Below are 22,189 nucleotides of genomic sequence, written 5' to 3' on the forward strand. Positions count from 1 at the left end.
TCAATCCTTCAACTTGAACTTCAGAGCCTCGTCCGACTTGGATTTCAGATCGTCGAACTGCTGCCGCGCCTCGCGCACGGCGGGCGATTCGGCCACGATGATCTGCGGACTCACCAGCACCACGAGCTCCGTCTGGCCGCTGCGGAAATTGCGCGACTTGAACAGCTCTCCGATGATCGGCACGCTGCCGAGTCCCGGCACCTTGGTGACATTCTTCGCATCGTCGCTGCTGAACAATCCGCCGACCACCATGGTCTGGCCCGACTGCACGTTCATTTCGGTCTTGGTCTTGCGGGTTGCAAAACCCGGAATACCGAGCACCGCGATGGAGCGATCGACGCTGCTGACCTCGACGTTGACCTTGGTGCGGATCAGTCCGTCGTCGTTGGCCTGTGGCTCGATGTTCAGGATGATGCCGAACTCCTTGAACTGCACGTCGACGCGACCGTCGTTGTCCACGATCGGAATCGGCAGCTCGCCGCCGGCGAGAAAATCCGCGACGCCGCCGTTGATGCAAGTCAGCGTCGGCTCCGCCAGCAGGCGCGCATCGCCGTTGTTGACCAGCAGACGGATCAGCGAATCGACGACGGTCGTGAGGCCGAAATAGTTGTTGCCGGTGCCGATATTGAACGGCGGCAGAGCTTCGCCCAGGTCCGCGGCCGAGCTGCCGTTGCCCGGAATGACGCGAAAAAACGGGTTCGTTTCCAGCTCCTGCACCGTGCCGAAGATCGGGCCCTGCGCCACATCCGCCCAGTCGACGCCAATGTCACGGAGCACCTCGCGCTTGACTTCGAGGAACTTGGCTTTGATCAGAATCGTCGATTCCGGCTGCAGCGGCGCGACGATCGGCGCCGGCTGCGCCATGGCGACGATACGCACGACGTGCGTTTCGGAGTGCCCGTCGCGCGCCCACAGCCGCAGATCCGTCACGCCTTCCTTCAGGGCGAGTACGAGTACCTCGTCGGTATCCTCGAACACCTTCACATCCAGGAGATCGCCGTTACCGGCGACGACGCGCTTCACGTTCGGAAAACGCAGCAACAGCGTTTGACCTTGCACCACGGATAACGGCGCCCTGCCAGCGGCGATAGGCCGTGCAACAGTCAGCGTCGGCGGCGCGACTCGTTCGCTCTCGACAGTCGGGGTCTCGGGCGTTTGCGAGTTGGCCGCACCCGCTGCGAGCACGCAGCAGAATGCGGCTACCAGGCGTATCGTGCGGTTGAATCTGCTCGCGCTGTTGAAATTGCTCGACTGCCTCGCCGTCATTTGCCACCCAGGATGATCACGACCGGTGAGCGGGCCTTACCCGTGCTGACGTTCTGCGCCAGCAGGCTCCGCTTCGTTATGCGCTCGACTCGGGTGGGGTCATCGTCTTCGTGCTGACGCAGCGTCACGGTGATCTTGCCCACCTCCTGGGCAAGGGTGATTCTCGCGGCGTCCTCGGGCGTGACCGTGACGGTCACCGTGTTGTAGTTGTCCGAACCCCGATCGTCCTCGAATTGCGAGCTGTTGTTGACCGTGCGCACGCCTGTCGCGGCGACGTGGACATCGGTGAGCAAAGGAATCGTGACGCTTTCGTTGCCGTTCGAGGTGGTGAAGAACAGATCGATGCGATCGCCCGGCTGCAACAGCCCGGCGATGGAAGATTCATCGGAGACCGGGAACGTGAGCGCCCGTTTGCCTGCCGGCAGCTGTGCCGAGAAACCGGCGCCGAGCTCTCGCGCGAGATACGTGCGCAGCACCGGTTCGCCGCTCTTCACGGGGAATGTGAGCACACGGCCTTTCAGATCCGACCATTCATCGGCGGATGCGGCCGCGGATGGAACGAACGCTCGCGGAATCTCGCGAATCGAAACTGCCTTGGCCGTGAGAAATGCGCCCGGTCCGAGATCCTGGCTCGCGACGATGACTTTTATCGGCTCGTAGCCTTCGGCAAGCTCCGCCTGTCGCGCGGCGATCGTGCCTTCGATGTAGTCCTTCGCGAGGTAGGCGGCGCCACCGGCCGCAAACAGCGCGCCCGCGCCCACCAGGATCGTCATCAGTTTGCCATTCATTGTTTCACCCTCGCCATCCTCGAGTTGGATCGTCTCGTCGCCGCGCCGCTGCCTGCTCTCAGAACGGCACCATCAGCGCCCAGGAAAACTCCTGGTGATGTTCGCGAATCAGCTCCAGGATCTCATCCGAGCCTTCCAGCATCGCTACGAACACAGCGAGCACGACGAGGTACTCGGTCGTACCCCATCCGCCGCAACGTCGCGCGAGCCGACGCCCCGTTTTCGTTCTCATGATCATGATTTCTTCCAAACAACAGTGACCGCGGTCGTCGCGCCGAGCTCACGTCCAGGTAGAAACGACAGATGCGCGTGCTGAGCGTTCTTCTGTGCCTCGATGACGTGACCTTGTGTCTTCTTCGCGCGCTGATCCATCACCAGTTTCCAGCCGCTGCGCGTCAGCATCTCGGCGAACTCTCGCGCTTCGATGTTCGGCGCGCGCCCGCTCAGCAGTGTGATGTGCTCGCTGCGGATACCGAAGTCCTCGTATTCCTGCAGCGTCACGACAGTGGCGGACTTGGGATGTGGAAACCTGGTGGCCACCCGCTTCACCTTGCCAGGATCGCCGCTCACCGCGATCGTTCCTTCCGAACCTCCGAGCGTGGGACGAGCCTGCACCGTGATGTAGTGCTCGGCGGTCTTGATGCCGAGAATGCTCCACTCACCGCGTTGGCTGCGCGTGTAATCCGCTTTGCCTTTGGCGCGCCACCAGTGTTCGTAGAAATAAATGACATCGTCGACGTCGGCTGACGTTTTGAACGCCTTGATGGTCATCGGCAGTCCGTTCATGCGCATGCTCTGCGCCACCCATTGCGCCTCGCCGTTCGGCGGCGGCGCGGGCTCGGGAAAGCCGGACGTGAGCGACGCAATCTCGCCCGCGTGCGCGAACGTCACGACGACCGAGCTCGCGAGCAAAACGCCAAACCACTTTCGAATGCAGTCGCGCATCAGCGTCGCGGCGTGTAGACGTAATTGTTGGGCAGGGTGGTCGAAGGCACCGTGAGATCCGGTCCCTGTTCGAAGCCTCGGCCCATTCCAAATTGGCCTTCTCCGTAAAGTGGCGTGCCTTTGCCGCCGAGGAAACCGAGCACCATGCCGGGCATTTCGGCTTGCCACATGCGCTCATTCGCCGCCAGGCTATCGATCCGCCCGCGCAGGTTGCCCTCGCTGCTCGGACCCCAGGTATCGCTCAGGATTCCGCCAGCCGCCGTTTGCTCGAGCGGCTGCCGTTCTCTTTCTCGACCTGCCGCGCCCAACGCGAGCGGTTGATCCGCAAGCTCGAGCAGGACCGGACGCACTCGCAATGTGACGCTGGCTGTCGCGAACGAGTTGCGATCGAAGCCGAGCGAATCCACGCCGACGGCAGTCATGATGGCGTTGGTGACCGCATTGCCGTGGTAGGCGATCTGCGGCACGGTCGCGGCGCCGACCTCAACCGGACTCTCTCGCCCCGCTTGGTTGAACGAAAAGGGCTGAGGCTGCCCGTCGCGACGCTCCACCAGCAACCGCTCGCCGCCACGATCTCGCCAGAGTGGATTCTCCGTCACACCGGAGGTCCGCAGTGTCGCGGTGTTCGTAATGCCTGCACGTGGATTGCCGAGAGTTCTATCGCGTGCGTCGATGGCGATCTCGTCAGCGTCCTTCCACGCGCCGTCGCTGCGATAGACGGTGCGCTCCCATACCGAGTATCGGGTCGCGTCGTACGACTTGTGTTTGATGTCGAGCTGCTTGCCCAGCATCGGGATACCGATGAGAAAAGGCAGCAGCGCGACCAGCGCGACGATGGTCTCGGCGGTCGCGTTGCCCCGCTGTCGATGCTTGGGCAGGCGTCGTGTGTTACGAGTGCGATGGTTCATATATTTGTCTCACGCGAGCCCGCGGCCTTCGGCAGGCTCAGATGCCGGGCACGGGAATATCCGTCAGGTGGGCTTCCCAGAACGGATTGAACAGGTTCGCGTATTCGGTGCGATTACGGCCGTGCGTTGGAAAGCCGATGCCTTCCGAGGGCCGCGAGAACTCGACCTTCGCGAGCGCGGCCACCATCATCGGCTCGTTGGGGGTGGTCATGCCCAACAGCTCCTTGGTGCGGACGGTGTTCTGCCGTTTAGCCGCCACGGCCGCGATATCGAGCGAAGGGTTACGGGTAATGGCGCCGCGCGTGTTGTAATAGTTGGGCACGCCGGAGTAATTGCGAGCGAATTCGGTCGCTCGCGCCGTGGTGTTTCGGGTGATGCGGGAGCAGTTCCAACCGAAAGCCCAAACGCAGGCTTCCAATCGATCCGACGCAGTCCAGTTCGCGCGACTTTGGTTCTGGGACTGCTGGGTGGACCCATGCTTGCGGAGCTGGCCGGGGCCAAGGGTGAATCTCCAACCGCGATTGCCCTCGATCCAACGTCGGTTGTCTTCGTTGCTACGAATGTTCGCGGTAATCAACTGCGTGATTCGCCCGCTATCTCGCCCCGCCGTGTAACGCTCGACGAAGCGCGGCAGCTCGACACGCTGGTACTGCACCTTCGCGATCAGCGGCGCGCTGAAAACGCCCGGCAACGCGTTCAGGTCGTCGGTGTTGTTGACTGTAATGGCTTGGTCATATGTATCCGCGGTCGCCTCCATTAGCCGATCGAGCCCGGCGGTACCGCCATAAACCAGCGAGGCGGCCACTTCGGCCTGCGACAGCCGGTAGAGACCGTTGAGCGAGTCGATCGCGGGCACGAGGACTCGGGCGACCTGATCGTTGACCCGCTTCACCGTGGTGACGATTCGTTCCGCGATGGTGATGAAGGTGCCCCAGTACGGAACCCAGCTGGTGTAATCCTGGAGCCCGTCGATCGAATACTCGATGTACCTGAACCAGCTGATGTACGACACGTAATGACCGACTGCGACGTGATTCGCGACCATCGCGCGGTTCGTGTACGCCATGTAATTCAGATGACGCGCCGTCCATACGCCCGCACTATAAGCGGACGCGTCGGCGGCGTTCGCAATCATCGACTTCTCGGTGATCTTCTGCCCGTTGTTGAACATCATGACCAGCGCCGCGCCGGCGATGAGGATGCCGAAGGCCGCCAGGGGCAGTATCTGGCCGCGTTGATGTCGCATTGTGGAACTCACGGCTCGGTTCGGTTGGGCTCCGGTGCGGCGTACGACAATTGTGTTACAACGGGCGTACGCCGCACGATTCCGGTCAAACGGCAATTAGTTGCGCTGGTGATAGTTCGAGAGCGTCTCGTTCTGTTCGGCGCGAGTGCTCGCCTCGCCCGCGGCATCCGACGCTGCCGTGACTTCGTCGTCGCCCGCCTGGCCGGACATTTCCTGGCTCATGGCCGCCATCTGATGGCTCAGCGTGTCGCCGAACGCGGCGAACAGGCCGATGCCGGCGACCGCGATCAGCGCGGTGATGATGATGTACTCGCTCATGCCCTGACCGAGCTGACGACGCTTCATAGAGTTGCGATTACGCATGACACTTCCTTTGATTGAGGAGCTGGATCGGATCTGCGACGGAACCAAAAAGGTGACGCAGTCGGCAGTTGAGTGCAGCGGCCCGTGGCGTGTCCTAACCGCGAGCTAACGAATTTCTAACCTGCGTGAGTCGCAGGCCGCGCCATAACGCGGCAATTCGACATAAAACCGGAATATGTAGAAAGCAAATCGCAACGGAGCGAGACGCACCAAGAGATGGCGGCGAGTTCGGCAGGAAGTAACATTGCGGGGCGCGGCTGTAAAAAAATTCGACTGCCGCGGACGAGTCAACGCGCGAATCGTTTTGTTACTTTTACAGCGACTCAATATTCCGTCGCACATTTGCGCCATCGGCAGTACTTGTATAGCCTCGGTTTGCTGCGCTTGAATATTTGCGCTTGCCTGCATCCGGCGACGCATGACCAACGAACTTGCAATGCTGGTTTGCTAGTTTTAGGTCGCACGCGGAGAGCCTGGAACGGACCCCGGCCATGAAATGGCCAGGCAGCGGCAGATCACGGAGATGTGAGCAGATGAAAGGGTCTACTGTCATCGAAGCGAAACCGTGTCGCTATCGATTTGGCACGGCGGAATTCGATTCGCAAAGACTCGAGCTGAGAGTTGCCGGAGCGCTAGTCGAGGTCCAGCGCAAGCCACTGGAGATCCTCGCGCAGCTCCTGGCCAGCGCCGGCTCGATCGTTACGCGCGAGCAGCTGCTGCAAACGGTGTGGCAAGGCCGGCCTATCGTCGATAACGTCCTGGCAAGCGCTGTCACCAAGTTGCGTAATGCGCTTGGGCCCGAGAACGCAGTCTTCGTCGTCACACACCCGCGCATCGGTTATCGATGGCGGGGCTCCGTGCAGCGTTTCGAAAGCGAGTCCGATCACGTGGCTCCTCTCGAACTTCGCGCCGGCGTCTCGGTGCCGGGTCGCAACGACTTCGTACTCACCCTCAAGCTCGAAAGCGGCAAACACAACGAAGTCTGGACCGCGCAGCACGTTCGTACTGGAGAGCTGCGTGTATATAAGATGTGTCGCACGCCCGAAGGGCTCAGCGCCCTGCGTCGCGAGACCGCGCTCCTGCAATTGTTACAAAGAGACCTCGGCGAGCGCCCGGACATCGCGTACGCACTGGATTGGAATTTCGAGAGCGCGCCCTACTTCGTCGGTTACGAATTCGCGGGCGTGAATCTCGTGAGCTGGGCCGAGAGCGGCGGGAGGCTCGCATCGACGTCGTTGCGCGAACGCCTGGACGTGTTCTTGAGCATCGCGCGCGCGGTCGCCGCCGTGCACGAGGTCGGCGTCATTCACCAGGATCTGAAGCCGTCGAACCTGCTGATTTCGCAACATCCTCAAGCCGGATGGCGCACGCGCCTTACGGATTTCGGCAGCGGCCGCCTGTTGCAGTCGGAGCGGCTGGCCAAATTCCGCATCACTCAGTTCGGCCTGCTCGGCGTCGACGCGCTCACGTCATGCTCGTCCTCCGCGACGCCCTTGTACGTCGCTCCCGAACTGCTGGCCGGGCATCCCGCTAGCGAGCAGTCGGACGTGTACGCTCTCGGCGTGCTGCTGTATCAGCTGCTCGTCGGCAACCTGCGCCAGCCGCTGGCGCCCGGCTGGGAACGTAACATCGCGGACGATCTGCTCCGGGACGACATCTCCCGCGCCACCGATTTCGATCCCACGCAGCGGCTCGCTCACGTCTCCGAGTTATATGAACGGCTCGCCAGTCTGGGCGCCCGACGGACCGAACAAGCGAGAATCCAGGATGCACATCGTGCCGAGACCGAGGCGCGCATGGCGGACCTGTGCCGCGAGGCGCGCCGCGGCTGGAAAGTTGCGACGCTCATTCTTTCGGTCATCACAATCGCAGAAGCAGCGCTCCTCGCCAGCATCTGGCTGCAATGGCAGTAACAGCGAGCGCTCCGCTTACTTGAAGCGCACGTTCGCCGGCGGCTCGAAGTCTCGTGCAGACACGCAGACGTCGGACTGCGCTTTCGCCTTCATGTGCGAAGGCTGGGGGACTTTCAGGTCCTCGGCGAGCGTGACTGACTGGCCCCGCACTTGAGCGATGCACACGCTATTGCCGGGCATGAGGAATTGGCGAATTTCGCATGGAATGCCGGCATAGGTCGCCTTGCCGAGGATAGCTGCATTGTCGGCCGACGAGGCCAGCGCGGCTTGCAAGCCGTCGACGATCGCCCGCTCTTCAGCGGGCGTGGTTTGTTTCGACTTGCTCATTCTGCGGCCAGGCTGATCTGGATCGCCGCTCTCGTCATAGACGAGCCGCTCCTTCGGCGTCTCGACGATCGTGTAGCGACTCGGCAGCTCACGCGCATACATATTAGTAGCGGTCGCCCCCGGGATGGCGAATGGCTTGCCCGGCGGCTTGTCCTTGACGACGCCGATCGTGCCCTCGCTCACTTCCTTGTAATAGCCGTTGGCTACGATCACGGTGCGCTTCGTGTAACCCACGTTCGGCAAGAGCGCGTGGATGTTGAAGACGTCGGCGGCCGGACTCAGATTGTACTTGCCTTCTAGCTCGATACGCGTCGCCGCCATCTGACCGGCGGGACACGATGCCGCCGGGCTCGCCGCCATTGCGAGCGGCGCAACCCCGCTGACTGCGACGAGCGCCAGAGCGCTGGAGATTAGAGAGCGGCCAGGTTGCTGCATGCTTCCTCCGTGCATTCCTTCCAAAGCGAGCCACAGACTATATGCGGATCATCCCTTCGATGCGAGGCCCCAAATAGATCCGTAATCGTCTGAGTCGGTTGGGCGGGAGGGTTCAACCCATCGAGTGCGAGAAGCAGGGAGGCCGCCACAGTAACAACTACCGACGACAAACGAAGGATACGTCTCATGCCTGCACCGACGCAGTCGATGCCGAGGCTGCTCGTCAGCGCAGCTGCAGTCGCACTGGCTCTGGTCTCACCTGTCACCTACGCCATACGCGAGGGGTCGATCGCGCAGTTCGTAAGCGCTCCGCATGCGGGATCTGCAGTCATCCTCAGGGGCGGGATGTTCGCTTACGCCGGCGGAATCATGTTTCGTGGCGACGTCACATTTCATGGCGAAGACGATCGCCCGGTCGATGGCGCTTCAATCTCGCTGAACGCCCAGCCGAAGACCGGCAAGTCCAGCCTCAATCGGGCGGGCGACGTCTACGAGCTACCGATCGAAGCCCGCCTGGCGTGCGCGCTCGGGAAATTCGTTCGCAACGATCGCGTGCTGGCTTATTCGGTCCCCATGGTCGCCGACGATCCTGCATTCTTCGCGCGTGAAGGCCTGGTGGAGCAACAAGGGGACTACGTTGCAGGCGAGCTGGCAGCTTACACCGCTGAGCTGTATGCCGCGGATCTTGACGCTGCAATCGAAGAGATCGCCGATGCCGAGACGCACAAACTGATCCTCGACAGCATGAACGACCTCGTGCGCCGATCGGGACAAACGCTGCGGGCACTGGCGCCACTGGGCGCCGAGGGCAGCGGAACGTATGTCAACGCGGACTTCAACGTCACGTACAAGGTCTATCTGAGCCGGCAGGGCGCTCGCAAGTTCGTGGATTTCGCCGGCCTGCCATTGCAGTATTTCTGGTCGCTCACCAAGGATGGCAGGACACCGACCTTCTACGACGTCGCGGTCTTCAAGTTCCCCGGCGAACAGGACGCCGGGCAGCTGGCGAGCATCTCGATGTTCCACAACGCCGCTCTGTTTCGGTGGATGAAGTCACACCAGCCAGCGCAGTTCGAACGGTACGTAAGCGACATCTGCACTTCTCGGTGAGGCATGTCCTGATTATCCCCATGGGCAACGGTCGCCAATTGACGACGCAATGACCGGCGCCATTCGGCTCCCTTAGAATCGAGCTCAAATCACAGGGCGACTTCCAGTGCATTTCGGCGACAGGACGCTTCCGGACACGGGGGCCGTCCGCAGTCGAAATTTCCGGGGTCTCCATACAATGATCGGCGGTTCTCCCGCTTGCGCAGATCGCGCCTCTTTCGCCGCGCATGCGCCATACATACTGCTGGCCGCGCTACTTGCCGGCGACATCCTGTTCATGACGCTCCACTGGTTGCACTTGCATAGCACCGTGCTGCGCTCCGAGCTGTGGTCGATCGAACGCGACGGCAGCTTCGGGGAGATGTATCAGTATCTGAAGTACCTGGGCGTCGGGCTCGCGCTCGCGCATTTATATCGCAGCACTCGTTTGCCCGTGTTGCTGGGCTGGATCGGCGTATTCGCGTTCCTTCTGCTCGACGATTCCATGCGCATTCACGAGCGCTTCGGCCTCGGCATGGTGGCATGGATCCACCTCCCTGACTTCGGCGGTCTTCGCGGCCGCGATCTCGGCGAGCTCATCTTCGCTGGGCTCGTCGTTGCCATCCTGGCTCCAGTGCTCGCGCTCGGTTACGTTCGCGGCTCGCCTGCGTCGCGCGCCCTTACCGCCGATCTGAGTGTGTTACTTGCCGCCTTGGCCGCGTGCGCCGTCGGCGGTGACACGATACACCGACTGCTCTCGGGCACCGCACTCAACACCTTGGCCGGCATGATAGAAGACGGCGGCGAAATGATCGCATTGAGCCTCACGTCCTTCTACATCGCTCAATGGGTTCCCTATCGAGCAAGCACCCCGGAAGCCGTGCGATTTCGCCCGGGCTCGCGACTCTTGACGCTCGCCTTTGCGCGACCGCTCAGCGAGTAGCCCGCTTGTGAATTAGCCGATTCCGTCCCGGCTAGAAGCCGACCCGCACTCCCAGCCCGACGGCATTCATCCCGCCATCGTCGGCAAGGAAGCCGAATCCGCCCGAGCGGTGATGCAGCCGAAGCACGACTGCCCAAGGCTCGCGGGGCGGGCCGGCGGCCAATTCGACGGCCCAATAGATGAGGAGTCTGTCGCTATCGCCTTCGAGCGCCACTTCGAGCTCGGGCACTTCGCTGGCCATCGATAGACCGAACAGAAAGGCAGCTTCCGTGCGCACCACATCGCTCCAGGGGAAAGCGCGCCAGCGTGGCCCGAACGCCGCGTTGAATTCCCAGTGGTTTTGATCCCCGAAGTTGTAGCCCAGTTGCCCCTCGACTTCCCAACTCAAAGCACCCTGCCGTTGGCGCGAGAACTCGTGCGACAAGGCGGCGACGGCAACGTAGGCGTCCACGAATTCGGCTTGCGCCGGCGAAGTGATCAAGTCATGCCAGGCGTTCACACTCGAGATTCGCACGACATAGAACGTCGCCGCCTCCCCGGAGCAAACAGCAGGCGTCACGCTGAGCATTACAAATGCAACGGCGCTCCGCGTGACGAACGATTGCTTCAATCGCCGGCCGGACATGCCAGGATGTTCGTCAACGAGCTCTTCGTTTCGCCACCGCGCCTGCGAGTTGCTCCAGGATCTGCACCGAGGTCTGCCAATCGACGCATCCATCCGTGATGCTCTGACCGTATTCCAACGGCTTGCCGGCCACGAGATCTTGCCGGCCCGCTTTCAGGTGACTTTCCACCATCACGCCGCTGATACGTTGCTCGCCGGCTTCGATGCGCGAGGCAATGTCAGCAATCACGACGGGTTGATTCTCGGGACGTTTGCTGCTGTTGCCATGACTCACGTCGATCATCAGGCGCTCCGGCAGCTTGGCCGCGCTCAGCTGCCGGCACACAGAATCGACGCTGGCCGCATCGTAGTTCGGCGCGCTGCCGCCGCGCAGGATCACGTGACAATCGGAGTTTCCGGCGGTGGTGGCAATGGCGCTGTGCCCTTGTTTGGTCACCGCCAGAAAATGATGCGGATGTGAGGCGGCCTGGACCGCGTCGATGGCGATCTTCACATTGCCGTCCGTGCCGTTCTTGAATCCGACCGGACACGACAGCCCCGACGTCATCTCGCGATGAACCTGACTCTCCGTGGTACGGGCTCCGATGGCGCCCCAGGCAACGAGATCGCCGATGTACTGCGGCGTGATGATATCGAGAAACTCGCAACCCGCCGGTAAGCCGTGATCGTTGATGTCGCGTAACAGTCGACGCGCAATGCGCAGGCCGCGGTTGATGTTGAAGCTGCCGTCGAGATCGGGATCGTTGATGAGACCTTTCCAACCGACCGTGGTGCGCGGCTTCTCGAAATACACACGCATGACGATTTCCAATTCGCTCTTATGACGTTCGCGCTGTTCCTTCAGACGTCGCGCATAGTCCATCGCCGCCACCGGATCGTGAATCGAGCAAGGCCCGATGACCACGACCAGGCGGTCGTCCCGGCCGTGCAGAATGGCCTGGACCGCTTTGCGGCTCTGCGCGACGGTCGTCGCGGCGGTATCGGTTGCGGCGTACTCGCTCATCACTTCATGAGGCGTGACCAGCTCACGGATTTCACGGATGCGTAAATCGTCGGTGCGGGCGTGCATGGTGGGCTCCAGCGGGCCAGGTCGGGCGGCAAAAAAAAACCGCCAGGGGTCTGGCGGTTTTTCGGGTGCTCTCGGTCAGGTTTCGGTCAAGTCGAGTGCAATCCTTCCGCCATTGGCTTCGGATACCAATAAAAGTAAAACCAATAGCGGGCGGACGCGTGATTCATGGGCTATTTGATAGCACAGGGTCGTGGGATTCGGCAACAACCCTTTTGGACCGGACTGGTCAGGGCGACCGCCGAGGTCTACGCTCGGGCCGTTATGTTGTCACGCAACCAAAGGAGCGAGGCCATGAAGATCGAGCAATCTGCCCTGAGCCGCCGCGGATTCATCGGGCTCGTCGGCGCGCTGATGACCGCCGGCCTGCCCGCCCGTGCAGCAAGCTCGACGAGGATCGGCATCATCGGCTCGGGGAAGGTCGGCGGCGCAATTGGCCGCACGTGGGTGAACCGCGGTCACGAAGTGATGTTCTCGTCTCGCAATCTCGATCGCGACAAGACACTGGCTTCCGAACTCGGCAAAGGTGCGCGCGCGGGCACGCCCAAGGACGCCGCCAGTTTCGGCGATGTTCTTTTGATCGCGGTTCCGTACGGGGCGCTGCCCGATCTCGGCAAAACGCTCAACAACGAGCTCAAAGGCAAGGTCGTCATCGACGCTTGCAATCCATTTCCTTCACGCGACGGCGAGATCGCGAACTGGGCTCGTGAGAAAGGAGCGGGATTGGCCTCGGCGGAATTGCTTCCCGGCGCTCGCATTGTGCGCGCTTTCAACGCGATCGGCGCTGCCCGCATGGGCTCGGCACATGAAGCGCCAGGCGCCATCGGCATGCCGATCGCCGGCGATGACAAAGAAGCCATCGCAATCGCTTCGCGTTTGATACGGGACGCGGGTTATGAACCGGTGCTCGTCGGCGGCCTGGCCATGGGCCAATATCTCATGCCCGGCACACCGCTCGCGGGCGAACACTCGCCGGATGAGATCCGGCAGATCGCTTCGAAGCTCGAGCCCAAATGAGCGGCTCGTGCTCAGCTCGAACTGATAAAGCGAGCAGGCACGAGATCCGCAAGCCAGAACATTTCATTTGCGCGATAGAACGCAATGTTCGGACCGCAGAGGACGCCGACTGACAGCCTGCCCTATCGGCGGCGGTGGCGCAGGCGTTGCTCTGAATGCGAGGTTATATGAATGACACAACCTGTCACATGAGACATCCACCGCGTTTACAAACGAAATATTTGCACGTTTCACAAAGCGTGCTATCTTCCGGCGCCTGATTTGAAACGCGGCCCCGGCCGCCCTACTTGTAGCAAACTGCAATGCTCTCGATTTACGGAACAGCCATGCAAAGACTGAGCGCGACACGCGCCGCGGTCGGCTGCCCGTTGGCTTCTTATATCCAGAAGGGTAGCTGGTCACGCCCCGTCGCGAATAATCATCGCGACTTCGTGACCGAACTCGATCGGTAGCGCCTTCCGGGCTCCTTGCCCCGAAGGCGCAAGCCGGACGGGGCACCCACGGGAGCCTTTAGCCACCTCGGATCTCTCCAAAACGATCCCGAGCGTCGGCAAAAACCTCCAGAACAGTGTCCCCCTCCGCGAGGTAAAGCCCTCGATCCGGACCCGTGCGCGCATGCGTAGGGTCCCCTGCGCCGCACGTTCGGCCAGGACGCTGTTTAACAATTTGGAAACATCAAGGGCTTTCACCCTTGCATCGCGTGCGCGCCTGAGTTTCAGACGCGCCTCTGCGAGTGCGAGCGTGAAAGCCCCGGAGTCGGTGAGACATTTTTGAAGCACGTGCAAGCGTGAGGGCCTCACTCGCTCTGAAATTTGTCACTTACATTGGATCGTTAGCTCAATGGAGAGAGCAGCCGACTTTTAATCGGCAGGTTGAAGGTTCGAGTCCTTCACGATCCACCAATCCTATTCCTTGGCCAGTAGCTCAGTGGGTAGAGCACTCCGCTGTTAACGGAGCTGTCACAGGTTCGAGCCCTGTCTGGCCAGCCATTTACAAACATTGCCAGGTTATCTGGTGGCGTTAGCTCAGTCGGTCAGAGCCCCGGGCTGTGAACTCGGAGGTCGCGGGTTCGAGCCCCGCACGTCACCCCAATTTCATCTTCATACCGCACGATCCACCCACCACAGGAGGAGTAACGATGAGCCCGCACATTCTCGCGCTAGACATCGCCGGCGCTCCGCACCGGTGGATCAACGTGCGCGAAGCCGCCCATTACTACGCGACCGACATGATCGCGTGGGCAACCGGCACCAACGAGTTCCTGCTGCGCGGGGGCATGCAGCGCGCGACCGGTATCCAGTCGCTAATCCGCGCGAACTCGATCATCGCGATCAAGGGTAAGGACTTCATCGTCCGCAACTTCGATCACGTGCCGACGCTCACGAAGGACATGCTGCTCGCTCGCGACCGGCACGTCTGCGCTTACTGCGCGCAGCGGTTCCGGTCCGATCAGCTCGACATGGAGCACATCGTGCCGAGCTCGAAGGGCGGCGAAGATTCCTGGATGAATCTCGTCGCCGCCTGCAAGGCGTGCAATCACCGCAAGGCCGATCGCACGCCGGAGGCTGCCGGCATGAAGCTGCACTACGTACCGTACATTCCCAATCGGTACGAGGCCTTCATCCTGAGCAATCGCAAGATCCTCGCCGACCAGATGGAGTTCCTGCTCCAGGGCGTGCCGAAGAGCTCGCGGTTGCACGCAGTCTCATAGAAGTGGCAGGCGGAAACAGGTCCGCCTGCCGCGTCATTCACTGAATTCTGACGAGCGTCATTTGTTACAGACGCTCGTCGTCACCGAGGTCCAGGCAAGCGTTTCGTGTCAGCGGTTGTGGTTCCGAGCCACACTGGCGCGCTGCAGCCCTGCTGCTGTGTGTACCGCGCGAGCGCGACCCTTTACCAGCAATGCAATGTAGCTCAGCGGGATAGAGCAAGCAGAGCGATCTGCTCGGTCGAGGGTTCGATTCCCTCCATTTGCAGCGGTAAGCCGAAAGGCCGGGGTTCGACTCCCCCTGTTGGATGCCAGCGGCATCCCCCTCCGCGAGACGAAAGTCTCGCACCGAAGCGCCCCAGCGATTGGCTTTCGATCGCAGCGCATGTCACGCCCTGCTCGTCGATGCTCGACGTGCGCCAGGTTCGATGTCCAGGACGGTCGAAGATGTGTTCGCGACAGGGAGGCGCGAGCAATGACGACCGTACGGCATCGGCGAAGGCCATGAAGAGCGCGAGGACCGCACGACAGGCGCGGGGTGGCTTCGGACTCATTCGACAAACAATATGGAGACGACCATGACTATCAAGCGATTCACCGTCGCCCAGCATGAGCGTGCACTGGTCTGGAAGAACAAGACCTTTGCAGGTGTGCTGGAGCCGGGCAAACACTGGCTCATCGCGCCGATGAGCGACATCGTAGTGCAGGTGTACGACCTGACGGCGCCGGAGTTCGAACATGCGCGTGTGGACTTCCTCGTGACAGAGGCGCGCGACACGATGGAGAAGTACTTCGACATCGTCGAGCTGACCGAAAGCGAGGTCGGCCTGGTTTACAAGAACGGCAAGCTCACCGGCGTGCTCACGCCGGGCAAGCGCCAGCTCTACTGGAAAGGCCCGATCGAAGTGAAGGTCGAAAAAATCGACATCTCTTCGGATCTGGAAGTGCCGGAGCGAGTGGCGAAGCTGCTCGCCCGAGCCAAGCAGCCGTTGCTGGCGCAGGCGACCGATGCGGTCAGCACCGTCGAGGTGCCGGATACGTCGGTGGCGTTGCTGATCGTCGACGGCAAGTTCGTGAAGCTGCTCGATCCGGGCCTGCACGTGTTCTGGAAGTTCCAGCGCACGGTGAAGATCGAGCTCGTGGATCGCCGCGTGCAGACCATGGAAGTCTCGGGTCAGGACATTCTGACCAAGGACAAGGTCAGCCTGCGCGTCAACCTCACTGCCCTGTGGCAGATCGAGGACGTCGTGCAGGCGCGCTCGGGGCTGCAGAACTTCGTTGAGTACATCTACAAAGAACTGCAGTTCGCGCTGCGCGAGGCGGTCGGCAGCCGGACGCTGGATGAGTTGCTGAGCGCCAAGGGCGATCTGGATCGTGAGATCCAGGCGTCGGCGCGTGGCAAGATCGAACAGCACGGCATCGAGCTCGCGAGCGTCGGGATCAAGGACGTGATCCTGCCGGGTGAGATGAAGGAGATTCTCAACCGGGTCGTGGAAGCCGAGAAGGTCGCGCAGGCGAACCTGATCAAGCGTCGCGAAGAGACCGCGGCAACGCGTTCGCTTCTGAACACGGCCCGCCTCATGGACGAGAACCCGACGCTGCTGCGCCTGAAGGAACTGGAGACGCTGGAGAAAGTCACCGAAAAGGTCGACAAGCTCACCGTCTTCGGCGGCCTCGACGGCGTGCTCAAGGACGTCGTGCGCATTCAGGTCCCGGCGAACTGAATGAAGCGCGACAACACGGGGAGCCCGGTCGGAAGATCGGGCTCCCTTTTTGTTTCATCGCTTGAATCAGATGAGGCTTGGCCAGCATGCCGGCGCTGTGTCAGGCTAAGCATACCTATAAGGACAAAGGGATTGCCCATGCGCGCACAGGTCGCGATTGCGATTGCCGTTACTGCCGTCGCATCCACTGCTCTCGCCACCGAAGCCCCGACCAAACTTTCACTCACCATCTACAACAAAGACCTGGCGCTCATCGAAGAGATCCGCAGCCTGGACCCGGGCAAGGGTCGTCACCGGATCGAGTTCAAGGATGTTTCGGCAAGTATCCGGCCTGAAACAGTCGTGCTCTCGGCGCCGGACGTTTCGATCGTCGAGCAAAACTTCGACTACGACTTGTTGACCCCGGAAAAACTGATGCAAAAGGCCGTCGGCCAGGAAGTGGAGATCGTCCGCGTCAATCCTGGCAGTGGCGAGCAAGTGCGCGAGAAAGCGGCCGTGCTTGCCGCGAACGAGGGCGTGGTTCTTCGCATTGGAAACAATATCGAGGTGCTGCGCGCCGACGGTGTTCCGACCCGCGTGATCTTCCCGAAAGTGCCCGACAATCTGCGAGCGCGGCCAACGCTCTCCGTGACAGTCCAATCGGAGAAAGCGGGCACGCGCGACATGCGACTCAGTTATCTGTCGAAAGGCTTGTCCTGGAAATCGGATTATGTCGCGCTGTTCGACGAGAAAGCCGGCAAGCTGGACATGCAGGGCTGGATCACCCTGACGAACACATCAGGCTCGGCGTATGCGAACGCGGACACCCAGCTGGTGGCCGGCGACATCAACCTGGCCGGTGAGATCCCGGCTTGGCAGCTACAGCAACAACAGCTTCAGCGGCAGCAGGCAAGACAAATGCGTCAAGCGGGACGAGATCCCGGGCCGCCGCCTCAGCTCGCCGACTACTACGTCTATCCGATCCGCGAGCGCACGACGATTGCAGACAACCAGACCAAACAGGTCGGGTATCTGGACGTGAATGGCGTCGCCGCCAGAAAAGTGTATCGATACCGCGCATCCTGGTTTCAAACTTCCGAGCCCACGCACGTCGACGTGGCAGTGGATTTCACCAACTCCAAGGATGCCGGGCTGGGAGCGCAGTTGCCGGCGGGTGTCGTCCGCGTGTATGTGCGCGACGTCGATGGCAAGCCGAAGTTCGTCGGCGAAGATCAGATTCCTCACACGCCGCGCGGCTCGGAACTGTCAGTCAAGACCGGTGAAGCCTTCGACGTAACAGTGGAAGCGACCCTCGAACGTCACGAGTCCGTCAGCTTGTTCCGCTCGCGCTACGCGATGCTCTACACCATACGCAACGCGCGCAGCCAACCTGTCACCGTGAGCTTGCGGCAGGACGGGCTGTGGCGAGACGGCCGTGTGCTGGAGGAAAATTTGAAGAGCACGAACAACGATGCGCGCTCGCTGCAATGGGATGTTCCCGTGCCGGCAAACGGCGAGACCCGGTTGAGGTTCACTGTCGAGACCGGCTGGTAGGTCTCATGCGCCTCTGGATTTCGTTGCTCGCTTCGCTCGTCGGCTCGGTTAGTGCGGCCGACGTGGTGTCGAATGCGATCGACGCTACCGAGCTCACCGTCTATCGCGACACCAACCGCGGTACCGACGAGTTGTCACTGAACGATGACCGTTCCAACGGCCTCGCGATGGTGACTGAAACCCGCACCATCGAGGTGCCCGCCGGCGCATCGACGATCCAGTTCCGCGGCGTCGTCGACAGCATCGTGCCTCAAACCGCCAAGCTCGAAGGCATCCCGGCGACCATCGTCGAATCCAACTTCGACTACAACCTGCTCGCGCCGGGAACACTGATCGCCAAATCTCTCGATCGGCCCGTCATGCTGATTCGCACCGATCGAGAGACCGGCGAGATCCAAGAGCGGCGCGGCATCCTGCGCTCCGGCCCGGACGGGGTGATCGTCGATTTCGGCGGCGAGATCGAGGCGCTGAATTGTTCGGGCCTGCACGAGCGACTGGTGCTCGCGGATGTGCCTGAGAGCCTCACCGAGACGCCGACGCTGTCGATGAAGGTTCGAACCGCCAAGGCAGGCAAATATCAGGTGCAGTTGAGCTATCTGGCGTTGGGCATGGACTGGTCCGCCGACTACAGCGCTCGAATGGACGCGGATGGGAACCGCATGGATATCTCCGCCTGGATCACGCTAGTCAATCGCAACGGCTCGCGGCTGGCCGACGCGACGACGCACGTCGTCGCGGGAACATTGGCGCGGCAGGAAGACGAAACGCTGGCGCCCGATTTCGACCCACCAGCGCTCAGCGACCGGTGCTGGCCCATCGGCGACTTCCGCCAACGACAGCGAATAAAAAAGCAGTTCGATGTTATCGAGAGCCACCAGATGGCGCCCTCGATGGCGATATCTCTAGATTCGATCGCCGTTACCGCCAGCCGTGTCGCCCGCGCCAGCGAGCTCGGCGATTACAAGCTTTATACACTGCCCTTCTCGACCACCGTCGAGCCACGGCAGATGAAGCAGGCCCAATTGCTCGATCTGAGCAACGTGCGGATCGACCGTCTCTACGAGTACCGCGTCACCCAGGACATCCTCTCCAATGACCCTGCTCCAGAAAGTGCGCGCAGTCTGCTGCGATTCACCAACACGAAGGACAACGGCCTCGGCATACCGCTGCCCGCCGGGACCTGGCGGATCATGAAACTGACCGACGATGGGCGGCAGTACTTGCTGGGCGAGCAGGCGCTCGAGGACACGCCGGTCGATCTGCCTCGCGACATTTATTTAGGGGCGTCGAACGATGTCACCGTCCTCACCCGACCGGTCGAGGAACAAAGCGCCGAGAAGGAATCTCGCGACACGATCGAAGTAGCCATCGCCAACGCAGGCGCGACCACGGCCAACGTCGAGATTCTTCATTCACGGCAGCTCATCGAGAACGGCAGGATCGTTGAAGAATCTCAACGGCACCAGACAAAACGTGGTGACTATGTGTGGGTCCTGCGCGTACCACCGCATGAGCGCACTGTGCTGCGTTATACGGTGGCCGCGCCGAAGGACTGACGAAATTGACATGAGCGCGCACGCAGTCGGCAACGACTCGCAGGCCGCAAGCTGTTGTCTAGTGCACTAACGCACTCAACGGCCAGACATACGCCTGCCCGAGCACCAGCAAACTCACCAGGAGCGCCAGTGCGAGACTGTGGAAGAACACATAACGCAAGATTTCGCTTTCATGGCCGTACCAACGCGTCGCCGTGGATGCGACGACGATGCTCTGCGCGTCGATCATCTTGCCCATGACGCCGCCGGAGCTGTTGGCGGCAGCCATCAGCACGGGGTTGAGCCCAAGCTGCTCGGATGTGATTTTCTGCAATCCGCCGAATAAGACGTTCGAGGCCGTGTCCGATCCAGTCAGCGCGACGCCGAGCCAGCCGAGCATGGTCCCGAACAACGGGTACAGCCAGCCAGTTTGTGCGAAGGCCAGGCCCATCGTCGCATCGGCGCCCGAATAGCGTGTGACGTAACCGAGAGCGAGCATCGCCGCGATGGTCAGCAGCGACCAGCGAACGACCACGAGTGTGCTGAAATATTCGCGCACAAAATCGCGGACTGAAAATTTCATCAAGACGCTGCTGATGAGGGCGGCCAGCAAAATGCCGGTGCCGGTCATGGACAGCAGATTGAAATTGTAAACGGCGGTTTCCGGCGTGGGCGCGGCGACGACCGGCGGTACTTTCTGCACGAGCTCGTGCAAGCCGCTGACGGGCACCTTGATGGCGAACAGCGAATCGAGCCAGGCTTTGACCTGCGGTATGCCCCACAGAAAAACGCAAACGCTGAGCACGATCCACGGCAGCCACGCTTTGAACACTTGCTCTGACGTATATGAGTTCGTGGCAATCTCGGCGGCGACCGGCCCGTCGTGTGCTTCGCCACGTTTGGTCGAACGCCAGACGGTCTCGGGCTGCCACACGCGCAGGAACAACGTCAGTGCGCCCATCGAGCAAATGGACGCGATGATGTCGACCAGCCACGGCCCGTGAAAGTTGGAGACGAGATACTGAGGAATGGCGAACGCCACTCCCGCCACGAGAATGGCCGGCCACACCTGCAGCATGCCTCGCCATCCAGCGAACGCGCAGATGAGCCAGAACGGCACGATCACTGAAAAGAACGGCAGCTGCCGCCCCACCATGCCGCTGAGCTCGAACAAGTCGAGCCCGGTCACACTGGCGAGCGCCAGCACCGGCGTACCCAACGCACCGAAGGCCACGGGCGCGGTATTCGCGATGAGAGACAGACCCGATGCCGCCAGCGGCGTGAACCCCAGGCCGATGAGCATCGCTCCGGTCACAGCGACCGGCGTGCCGAATCCGGCGGCGCCTTCGAAAAAAGCGCCGAAGCCGAACGCAATCAACAGCAATTGCAGTCGCCGGTCGGGCGTGATTGCCGCGATGCTGTCCTGAAGAATCCGGAACTGCCCACGCTGCTCGGTCAGCCGATATAGAAAAATGACATTGAGAATGATCCAGCCGATGGGCATCAGACCATAGGCCGCGCCGAACGCCGCGGCCGTGGTCGCCATGCCGGCCGGCATATGAAAAGCGAAGATGGCGACGATCAGGGAACTGGCGATGCCCAGCAGCGCCGCGACGTGCGCCTTCATTTTTAAAAAAGCGATGCAGCCGAGCAGCACGACCACGGGCACGGCCGCCGTGAGCGTGGACAACAGAGCATTACCAAACGGATCGTAGCCTTGCGCCCACATGGGCCCTCCGCGGTTAGCCGCTGCAAACGTCAGGCTGGAATCGCTCCTGGCCTGCGCCGATAAGCTTCGAGCCCGGCGATCCATGCAGCCACCCAAGCTGCTCCGAAGGCATAGCCGCCGAGCACGTCGCTGAAGTAGTGGACTTGCAGAATCACTCTGCTGAAGCCCACGCACACGATCAGCGCCATGGCCATTATGGCAATCGGCAAATGAAAACGCTGCGGTGAATGAATCACCGCCAGGTAGCCGAGCAAACCATACACGATAAATGCGCCCGACGAGTGGCCGCTGGGGAAGCTCCAACCATCAGCGGAAGCGAAGTCATGCAGCCATTGCGGACGCGCGCGCTCGAAAATGGCCTTGAGCGCGGTGTTCATCAGTGCGCCGGTCGCGGTCGCGACGATCCAGGTGATCGCCAGGAACCAGCGTCGGCGGAACATCAAATATAGACCGATGCATCCCGCCAGCGGGATGAGAAACCCTTTGTCACCTAAATCCGTGAGGACGGCGAAGATGCGCAGTTGCTCGTCGCTGGCATGGCGACTCAGCCCGGCGCTCAAGGCGACGTCGAACTGTCCCAAGTCCTCGTCGACTGCGATCTCGTCGGCGATTTCGACAAAGCCGAGGCATGCCGTGACGGCGATCGCCACGCTCACCAGAACTTGAATGCCGAGCTGCCGGGCCATTTGCCACATCCCGTGCACGGCGCTGGGAAGCGGCAAGCGCTGCGCATGCGGACCGATTCGCGCGACCCACGTTCTCAACAACGTTGCCATCGGACTGCCATAGCGCTGCAGCCCGGACCAAAGCATCCAGGCAAATAGCAGCATCAGCGAGGTGATGGCGAATAGCACAGCCCAAAGATGGAGGGCGAGAAACTCCGCCAGTTCTGCAGTGGTCATTGCGCCGATTTTGTAGCGAAGCAGCGAAATACTGCAACAGCGATCAGGTCGCGTCGGTGAGAGATCCCGTGCGCTTCGGACAGATGCTCTTGCCAGCAGTCGACCGATGAAGCTTGCGTGCAGGCCG

Annotated in this window: 20 protein-coding genes and 4 tRNA genes; 12 read left to right on the top strand and 12 right to left on the bottom strand. The window is 61.5% G+C overall.

The annotated features are described in order from the left end of the window. The 7 genes from VGD45_RS28465 to VGD45_RS28495 form a co-directional block, all read right to left on the bottom strand. Positions 1-1,266: a type II and III secretion system protein family protein gene (locus VGD45_RS28465; protein WP_331158781.1), complete on the bottom strand. Its 1,266-nt coding sequence runs from the start codon at positions 1,264-1,266 to the stop codon at positions 1-3. Then, the gene (cpaB, locus tag VGD45_RS28470; RefSeq protein WP_331158782.1) at positions 1,263-2,054 is read right to left on the bottom strand and encodes a Flp pilus assembly protein CpaB; all 792 of its coding nucleotides are present in this window, start codon (positions 2,052-2,054) and stop codon (positions 1,263-1,265) included. Before cpaB ends, VGD45_RS28465 begins: the two co-directional genes overlap by 4 nt. Before the next feature lie 58 nt (positions 2,055-2,112). Beyond that, positions 2,113-2,286: a hypothetical protein gene (locus tag VGD45_RS28475; protein WP_331158783.1), complete on the bottom strand. Its 174-nt coding sequence runs from the start codon at positions 2,284-2,286 to the stop codon at positions 2,113-2,115. Positions 2,287-2,288: 2 nt separating this feature from the next. Next, a complete protein-coding gene (locus VGD45_RS28480) occupies positions 2,289-2,999 on the bottom strand; it encodes a hypothetical protein (protein WP_331158784.1) in 711 nt (236 codons plus the stop codon). Beyond that, positions 2,999-3,907, bottom strand: a complete 909-nt coding sequence (locus VGD45_RS28485) for a hypothetical protein (protein WP_331158785.1) — start codon at positions 3,905-3,907, stop codon at positions 2,999-3,001. The genes VGD45_RS28480 and VGD45_RS28485 overlap by 1 nt, the downstream gene beginning before the upstream one ends. Positions 3,908-3,944: 37 nt before the next feature. Then, positions 3,945-5,153, bottom strand: coding sequence for a hypothetical protein (locus VGD45_RS28490; protein WP_331158786.1), 1,209 nt, complete (start codon positions 5,151-5,153; stop codon positions 3,945-3,947). Between the two features lie 96 nt (positions 5,154-5,249). Next, positions 5,250-5,516 carry a hypothetical protein gene (locus VGD45_RS28495; RefSeq protein ID WP_331158787.1) on the bottom strand — a complete coding sequence of 89 codons (267 nt, stop codon included), beginning with the start codon at positions 5,514-5,516 and terminating at the stop codon, positions 5,250-5,252. Between the two features lie 533 nt (positions 5,517-6,049). Here VGD45_RS28495 and VGD45_RS28500 point away from each other — a divergent pair. Then, a complete protein-coding gene (locus VGD45_RS28500; RefSeq protein WP_331158788.1) occupies positions 6,050-7,429 on the top strand; it encodes a protein kinase domain-containing protein in 1,380 nt (459 codons plus the stop codon). A 15-nt stretch (positions 7,430-7,444) separates the two neighbouring features. Here VGD45_RS28500 and VGD45_RS28505 read toward each other — a convergent pair whose 3' ends face one another. Continuing rightward, positions 7,445-8,191, bottom strand: coding sequence for a hypothetical protein (locus tag VGD45_RS28505; RefSeq protein ID WP_331158789.1), 747 nt, complete (start codon positions 8,189-8,191; stop codon positions 7,445-7,447). A gap of 186 nt (positions 8,192-8,377) precedes the next feature. Between VGD45_RS28505 and VGD45_RS28510 the strand changes: the two genes are divergently transcribed. Beyond that, positions 8,378-9,301 (top strand): hypothetical protein, encoded by a 924-nt coding sequence (locus tag VGD45_RS28510; RefSeq protein WP_331158790.1) that lies wholly within the window; start codon positions 8,378-8,380, stop codon positions 9,299-9,301. A 178-nt stretch (positions 9,302-9,479) separates the two neighbouring features. After that, the gene (locus VGD45_RS28515) at positions 9,480-10,223 is read left to right on the top strand and encodes a hypothetical protein (RefSeq protein WP_331158791.1); all 744 of its coding nucleotides are present in this window, start codon (positions 9,480-9,482) and stop codon (positions 10,221-10,223) included. A gap of 31 nt (positions 10,224-10,254) precedes the next feature. Here the strand turns inward: VGD45_RS28515 and VGD45_RS28520 are convergent, their stop codons facing one another. Both VGD45_RS28520 and VGD45_RS28525 read right to left on the bottom strand, forming a co-directional pair. Next, positions 10,255-10,848, bottom strand: a complete 594-nt coding sequence (locus tag VGD45_RS28520; protein ID WP_331158792.1) for a hypothetical protein — start codon at positions 10,846-10,848, stop codon at positions 10,255-10,257. 13 nt (positions 10,849-10,861) lie between these two features. Beyond that, positions 10,862-11,917, bottom strand: coding sequence for a 3-deoxy-7-phosphoheptulonate synthase (locus VGD45_RS28525; protein WP_331158793.1), 1,056 nt, complete (start codon positions 11,915-11,917; stop codon positions 10,862-10,864). A gap of 291 nt (positions 11,918-12,208) precedes the next feature. Here VGD45_RS28525 and VGD45_RS28530 point away from each other — a divergent pair, with 291 nt between their 5' ends. From VGD45_RS28530 to VGD45_RS28570, 9 genes are all read left to right on the top strand, one after another. Then, positions 12,209-12,931: an NADPH-dependent F420 reductase gene (locus tag VGD45_RS28530; protein ID WP_331158794.1), complete on the top strand. Its 723-nt coding sequence runs from the start codon at positions 12,209-12,211 to the stop codon at positions 12,929-12,931. 826 nt (positions 12,932-13,757) lie between these two features. Further along, positions 13,758-13,833 (top strand) — tRNA-Lys (locus VGD45_RS28535). Between the two features lie 11 nt (positions 13,834-13,844). Then, positions 13,845-13,920, top strand: a tRNA-Asn gene (locus tag VGD45_RS28540). A 25-nt stretch (positions 13,921-13,945) separates the two neighbouring features. Further along, positions 13,946-14,022 (top strand) — tRNA-His (locus VGD45_RS28545). Positions 14,023-14,069: 47 nt separating this feature from the next. Next, positions 14,070-14,642, top strand: coding sequence for an HNH endonuclease (locus VGD45_RS28550; RefSeq protein ID WP_331158795.1), 573 nt, complete (start codon positions 14,070-14,072; stop codon positions 14,640-14,642). A 188-nt stretch (positions 14,643-14,830) separates the two neighbouring features. Beyond that, positions 14,831-14,907: transfer RNA gene (locus VGD45_RS28555), tRNA-OTHER, on the top strand. Positions 14,908-15,217: 310 nt separating this feature from the next. Beyond that, positions 15,218-16,363: a slipin family protein gene (locus VGD45_RS28560; RefSeq protein ID WP_331158796.1), complete on the top strand. Its 1,146-nt coding sequence runs from the start codon at positions 15,218-15,220 to the stop codon at positions 16,361-16,363. A 138-nt stretch (positions 16,364-16,501) separates the two neighbouring features. Further along, a complete protein-coding gene (locus tag VGD45_RS28565) occupies positions 16,502-17,896 on the top strand; it encodes a DUF4139 domain-containing protein (RefSeq protein ID WP_331158797.1) in 1,395 nt (464 codons plus the stop codon). A 5-nt stretch (positions 17,897-17,901) separates the two neighbouring features. Further along, positions 17,902-19,452 carry a hypothetical protein gene (locus VGD45_RS28570; protein ID WP_331158798.1) on the top strand — a complete coding sequence of 517 codons (1,551 nt, stop codon included), beginning with the start codon at positions 17,902-17,904 and terminating at the stop codon, positions 19,450-19,452. 58 nt (positions 19,453-19,510) lie between these two features. Here VGD45_RS28570 and VGD45_RS28575 read toward each other — a convergent pair whose 3' ends face one another. Both VGD45_RS28575 and VGD45_RS28580 read right to left on the bottom strand, forming a co-directional pair. Then, complete coding sequence (locus VGD45_RS28575; protein ID WP_331158799.1) at positions 19,511-21,160, bottom strand: L-lactate permease; 1,650 nt, start codon at positions 21,158-21,160, stop codon at positions 19,511-19,513. A 29-nt stretch (positions 21,161-21,189) separates the two neighbouring features. Further along, positions 21,190-22,062 carry a phosphatase PAP2 family protein gene (locus tag VGD45_RS28580; protein ID WP_331158800.1) on the bottom strand — a complete coding sequence of 291 codons (873 nt, stop codon included), beginning with the start codon at positions 22,060-22,062 and terminating at the stop codon, positions 21,190-21,192. Positions 22,063-22,189: the final 127 nt, after the last annotated feature.

Origin of the sequence: Steroidobacter sp. (assembly GCF_036402275.1) — a bacterium.
Classification (GTDB): Bacteria; Pseudomonadota; Gammaproteobacteria; order Steroidobacterales; family Steroidobacteraceae; genus Steroidobacter.

Excerpts from the sequence above, each read along its gene's own strand:
- VGD45_RS28465 (WP_331158781.1), bottom strand. The coding sequence starts at position 1,266 with ATGACGGCGAGGCAGTCGAGCAATTTCAACAGCGCGAGCAGATTCAAC.
- cpaB (WP_331158782.1), bottom strand. The coding sequence starts at position 2,054 with ATGAATGGCAAACTGATGACGATCCTGGTGGGCGCGGGCGCGCTGTTT.
- VGD45_RS28475 (WP_331158783.1), bottom strand. The coding sequence starts at position 2,286 with ATGAGAACGAAAACGGGGCGTCGGCTCGCGCGACGTTGCGGCGGATGG.
- VGD45_RS28480 (WP_331158784.1), bottom strand. The coding sequence starts at position 2,999 with ATGCGCGACTGCATTCGAAAGTGGTTTGGCGTTTTGCTCGCGAGCTCG.
- VGD45_RS28485 (WP_331158785.1), bottom strand. The coding sequence starts at position 3,907 with ATGAACCATCGCACTCGTAACACACGACGCCTGCCCAAGCATCGACAG.
- VGD45_RS28490 (WP_331158786.1), bottom strand. The coding sequence starts at position 5,153 with ATGCGACATCAACGCGGCCAGATACTGCCCCTGGCGGCCTTCGGCATC.
- VGD45_RS28495 (WP_331158787.1), bottom strand. The coding sequence starts at position 5,516 with ATGCGTAATCGCAACTCTATGAAGCGTCGTCAGCTCGGTCAGGGCATG.
- VGD45_RS28500 (WP_331158788.1), top strand. The coding sequence starts at position 6,050 with ATGAAAGGGTCTACTGTCATCGAAGCGAAACCGTGTCGCTATCGATTT.
- VGD45_RS28505 (WP_331158789.1), bottom strand. The coding sequence starts at position 8,191 with ATGCAGCAACCTGGCCGCTCTCTAATCTCCAGCGCTCTGGCGCTCGTC.
- VGD45_RS28510 (WP_331158790.1), top strand. The coding sequence starts at position 8,378 with ATGCCTGCACCGACGCAGTCGATGCCGAGGCTGCTCGTCAGCGCAGCT.
- VGD45_RS28515 (WP_331158791.1), top strand. The coding sequence starts at position 9,480 with ATGATCGGCGGTTCTCCCGCTTGCGCAGATCGCGCCTCTTTCGCCGCG.
- VGD45_RS28520 (WP_331158792.1), bottom strand. The coding sequence starts at position 10,848 with ATGTCCGGCCGGCGATTGAAGCAATCGTTCGTCACGCGGAGCGCCGTT.
- VGD45_RS28525 (WP_331158793.1), bottom strand. The coding sequence starts at position 11,917 with ATGCACGCCCGCACCGACGATTTACGCATCCGTGAAATCCGTGAGCTG.
- VGD45_RS28530 (WP_331158794.1), top strand. The coding sequence starts at position 12,209 with ATGAAGATCGAGCAATCTGCCCTGAGCCGCCGCGGATTCATCGGGCTC.
- VGD45_RS28550 (WP_331158795.1), top strand. The coding sequence starts at position 14,070 with ATGAGCCCGCACATTCTCGCGCTAGACATCGCCGGCGCTCCGCACCGG.
- VGD45_RS28560 (WP_331158796.1), top strand. The coding sequence starts at position 15,218 with ATGACTATCAAGCGATTCACCGTCGCCCAGCATGAGCGTGCACTGGTC.
- VGD45_RS28565 (WP_331158797.1), top strand. The coding sequence starts at position 16,502 with ATGCGCGCACAGGTCGCGATTGCGATTGCCGTTACTGCCGTCGCATCC.
- VGD45_RS28570 (WP_331158798.1), top strand. The coding sequence starts at position 17,902 with ATGCGCCTCTGGATTTCGTTGCTCGCTTCGCTCGTCGGCTCGGTTAGT.
- VGD45_RS28575 (WP_331158799.1), bottom strand. The coding sequence starts at position 21,160 with ATGTGGGCGCAAGGCTACGATCCGTTTGGTAATGCTCTGTTGTCCACG.
- VGD45_RS28580 (WP_331158800.1), bottom strand. The coding sequence starts at position 22,062 with ATGACCACTGCAGAACTGGCGGAGTTTCTCGCCCTCCATCTTTGGGCT.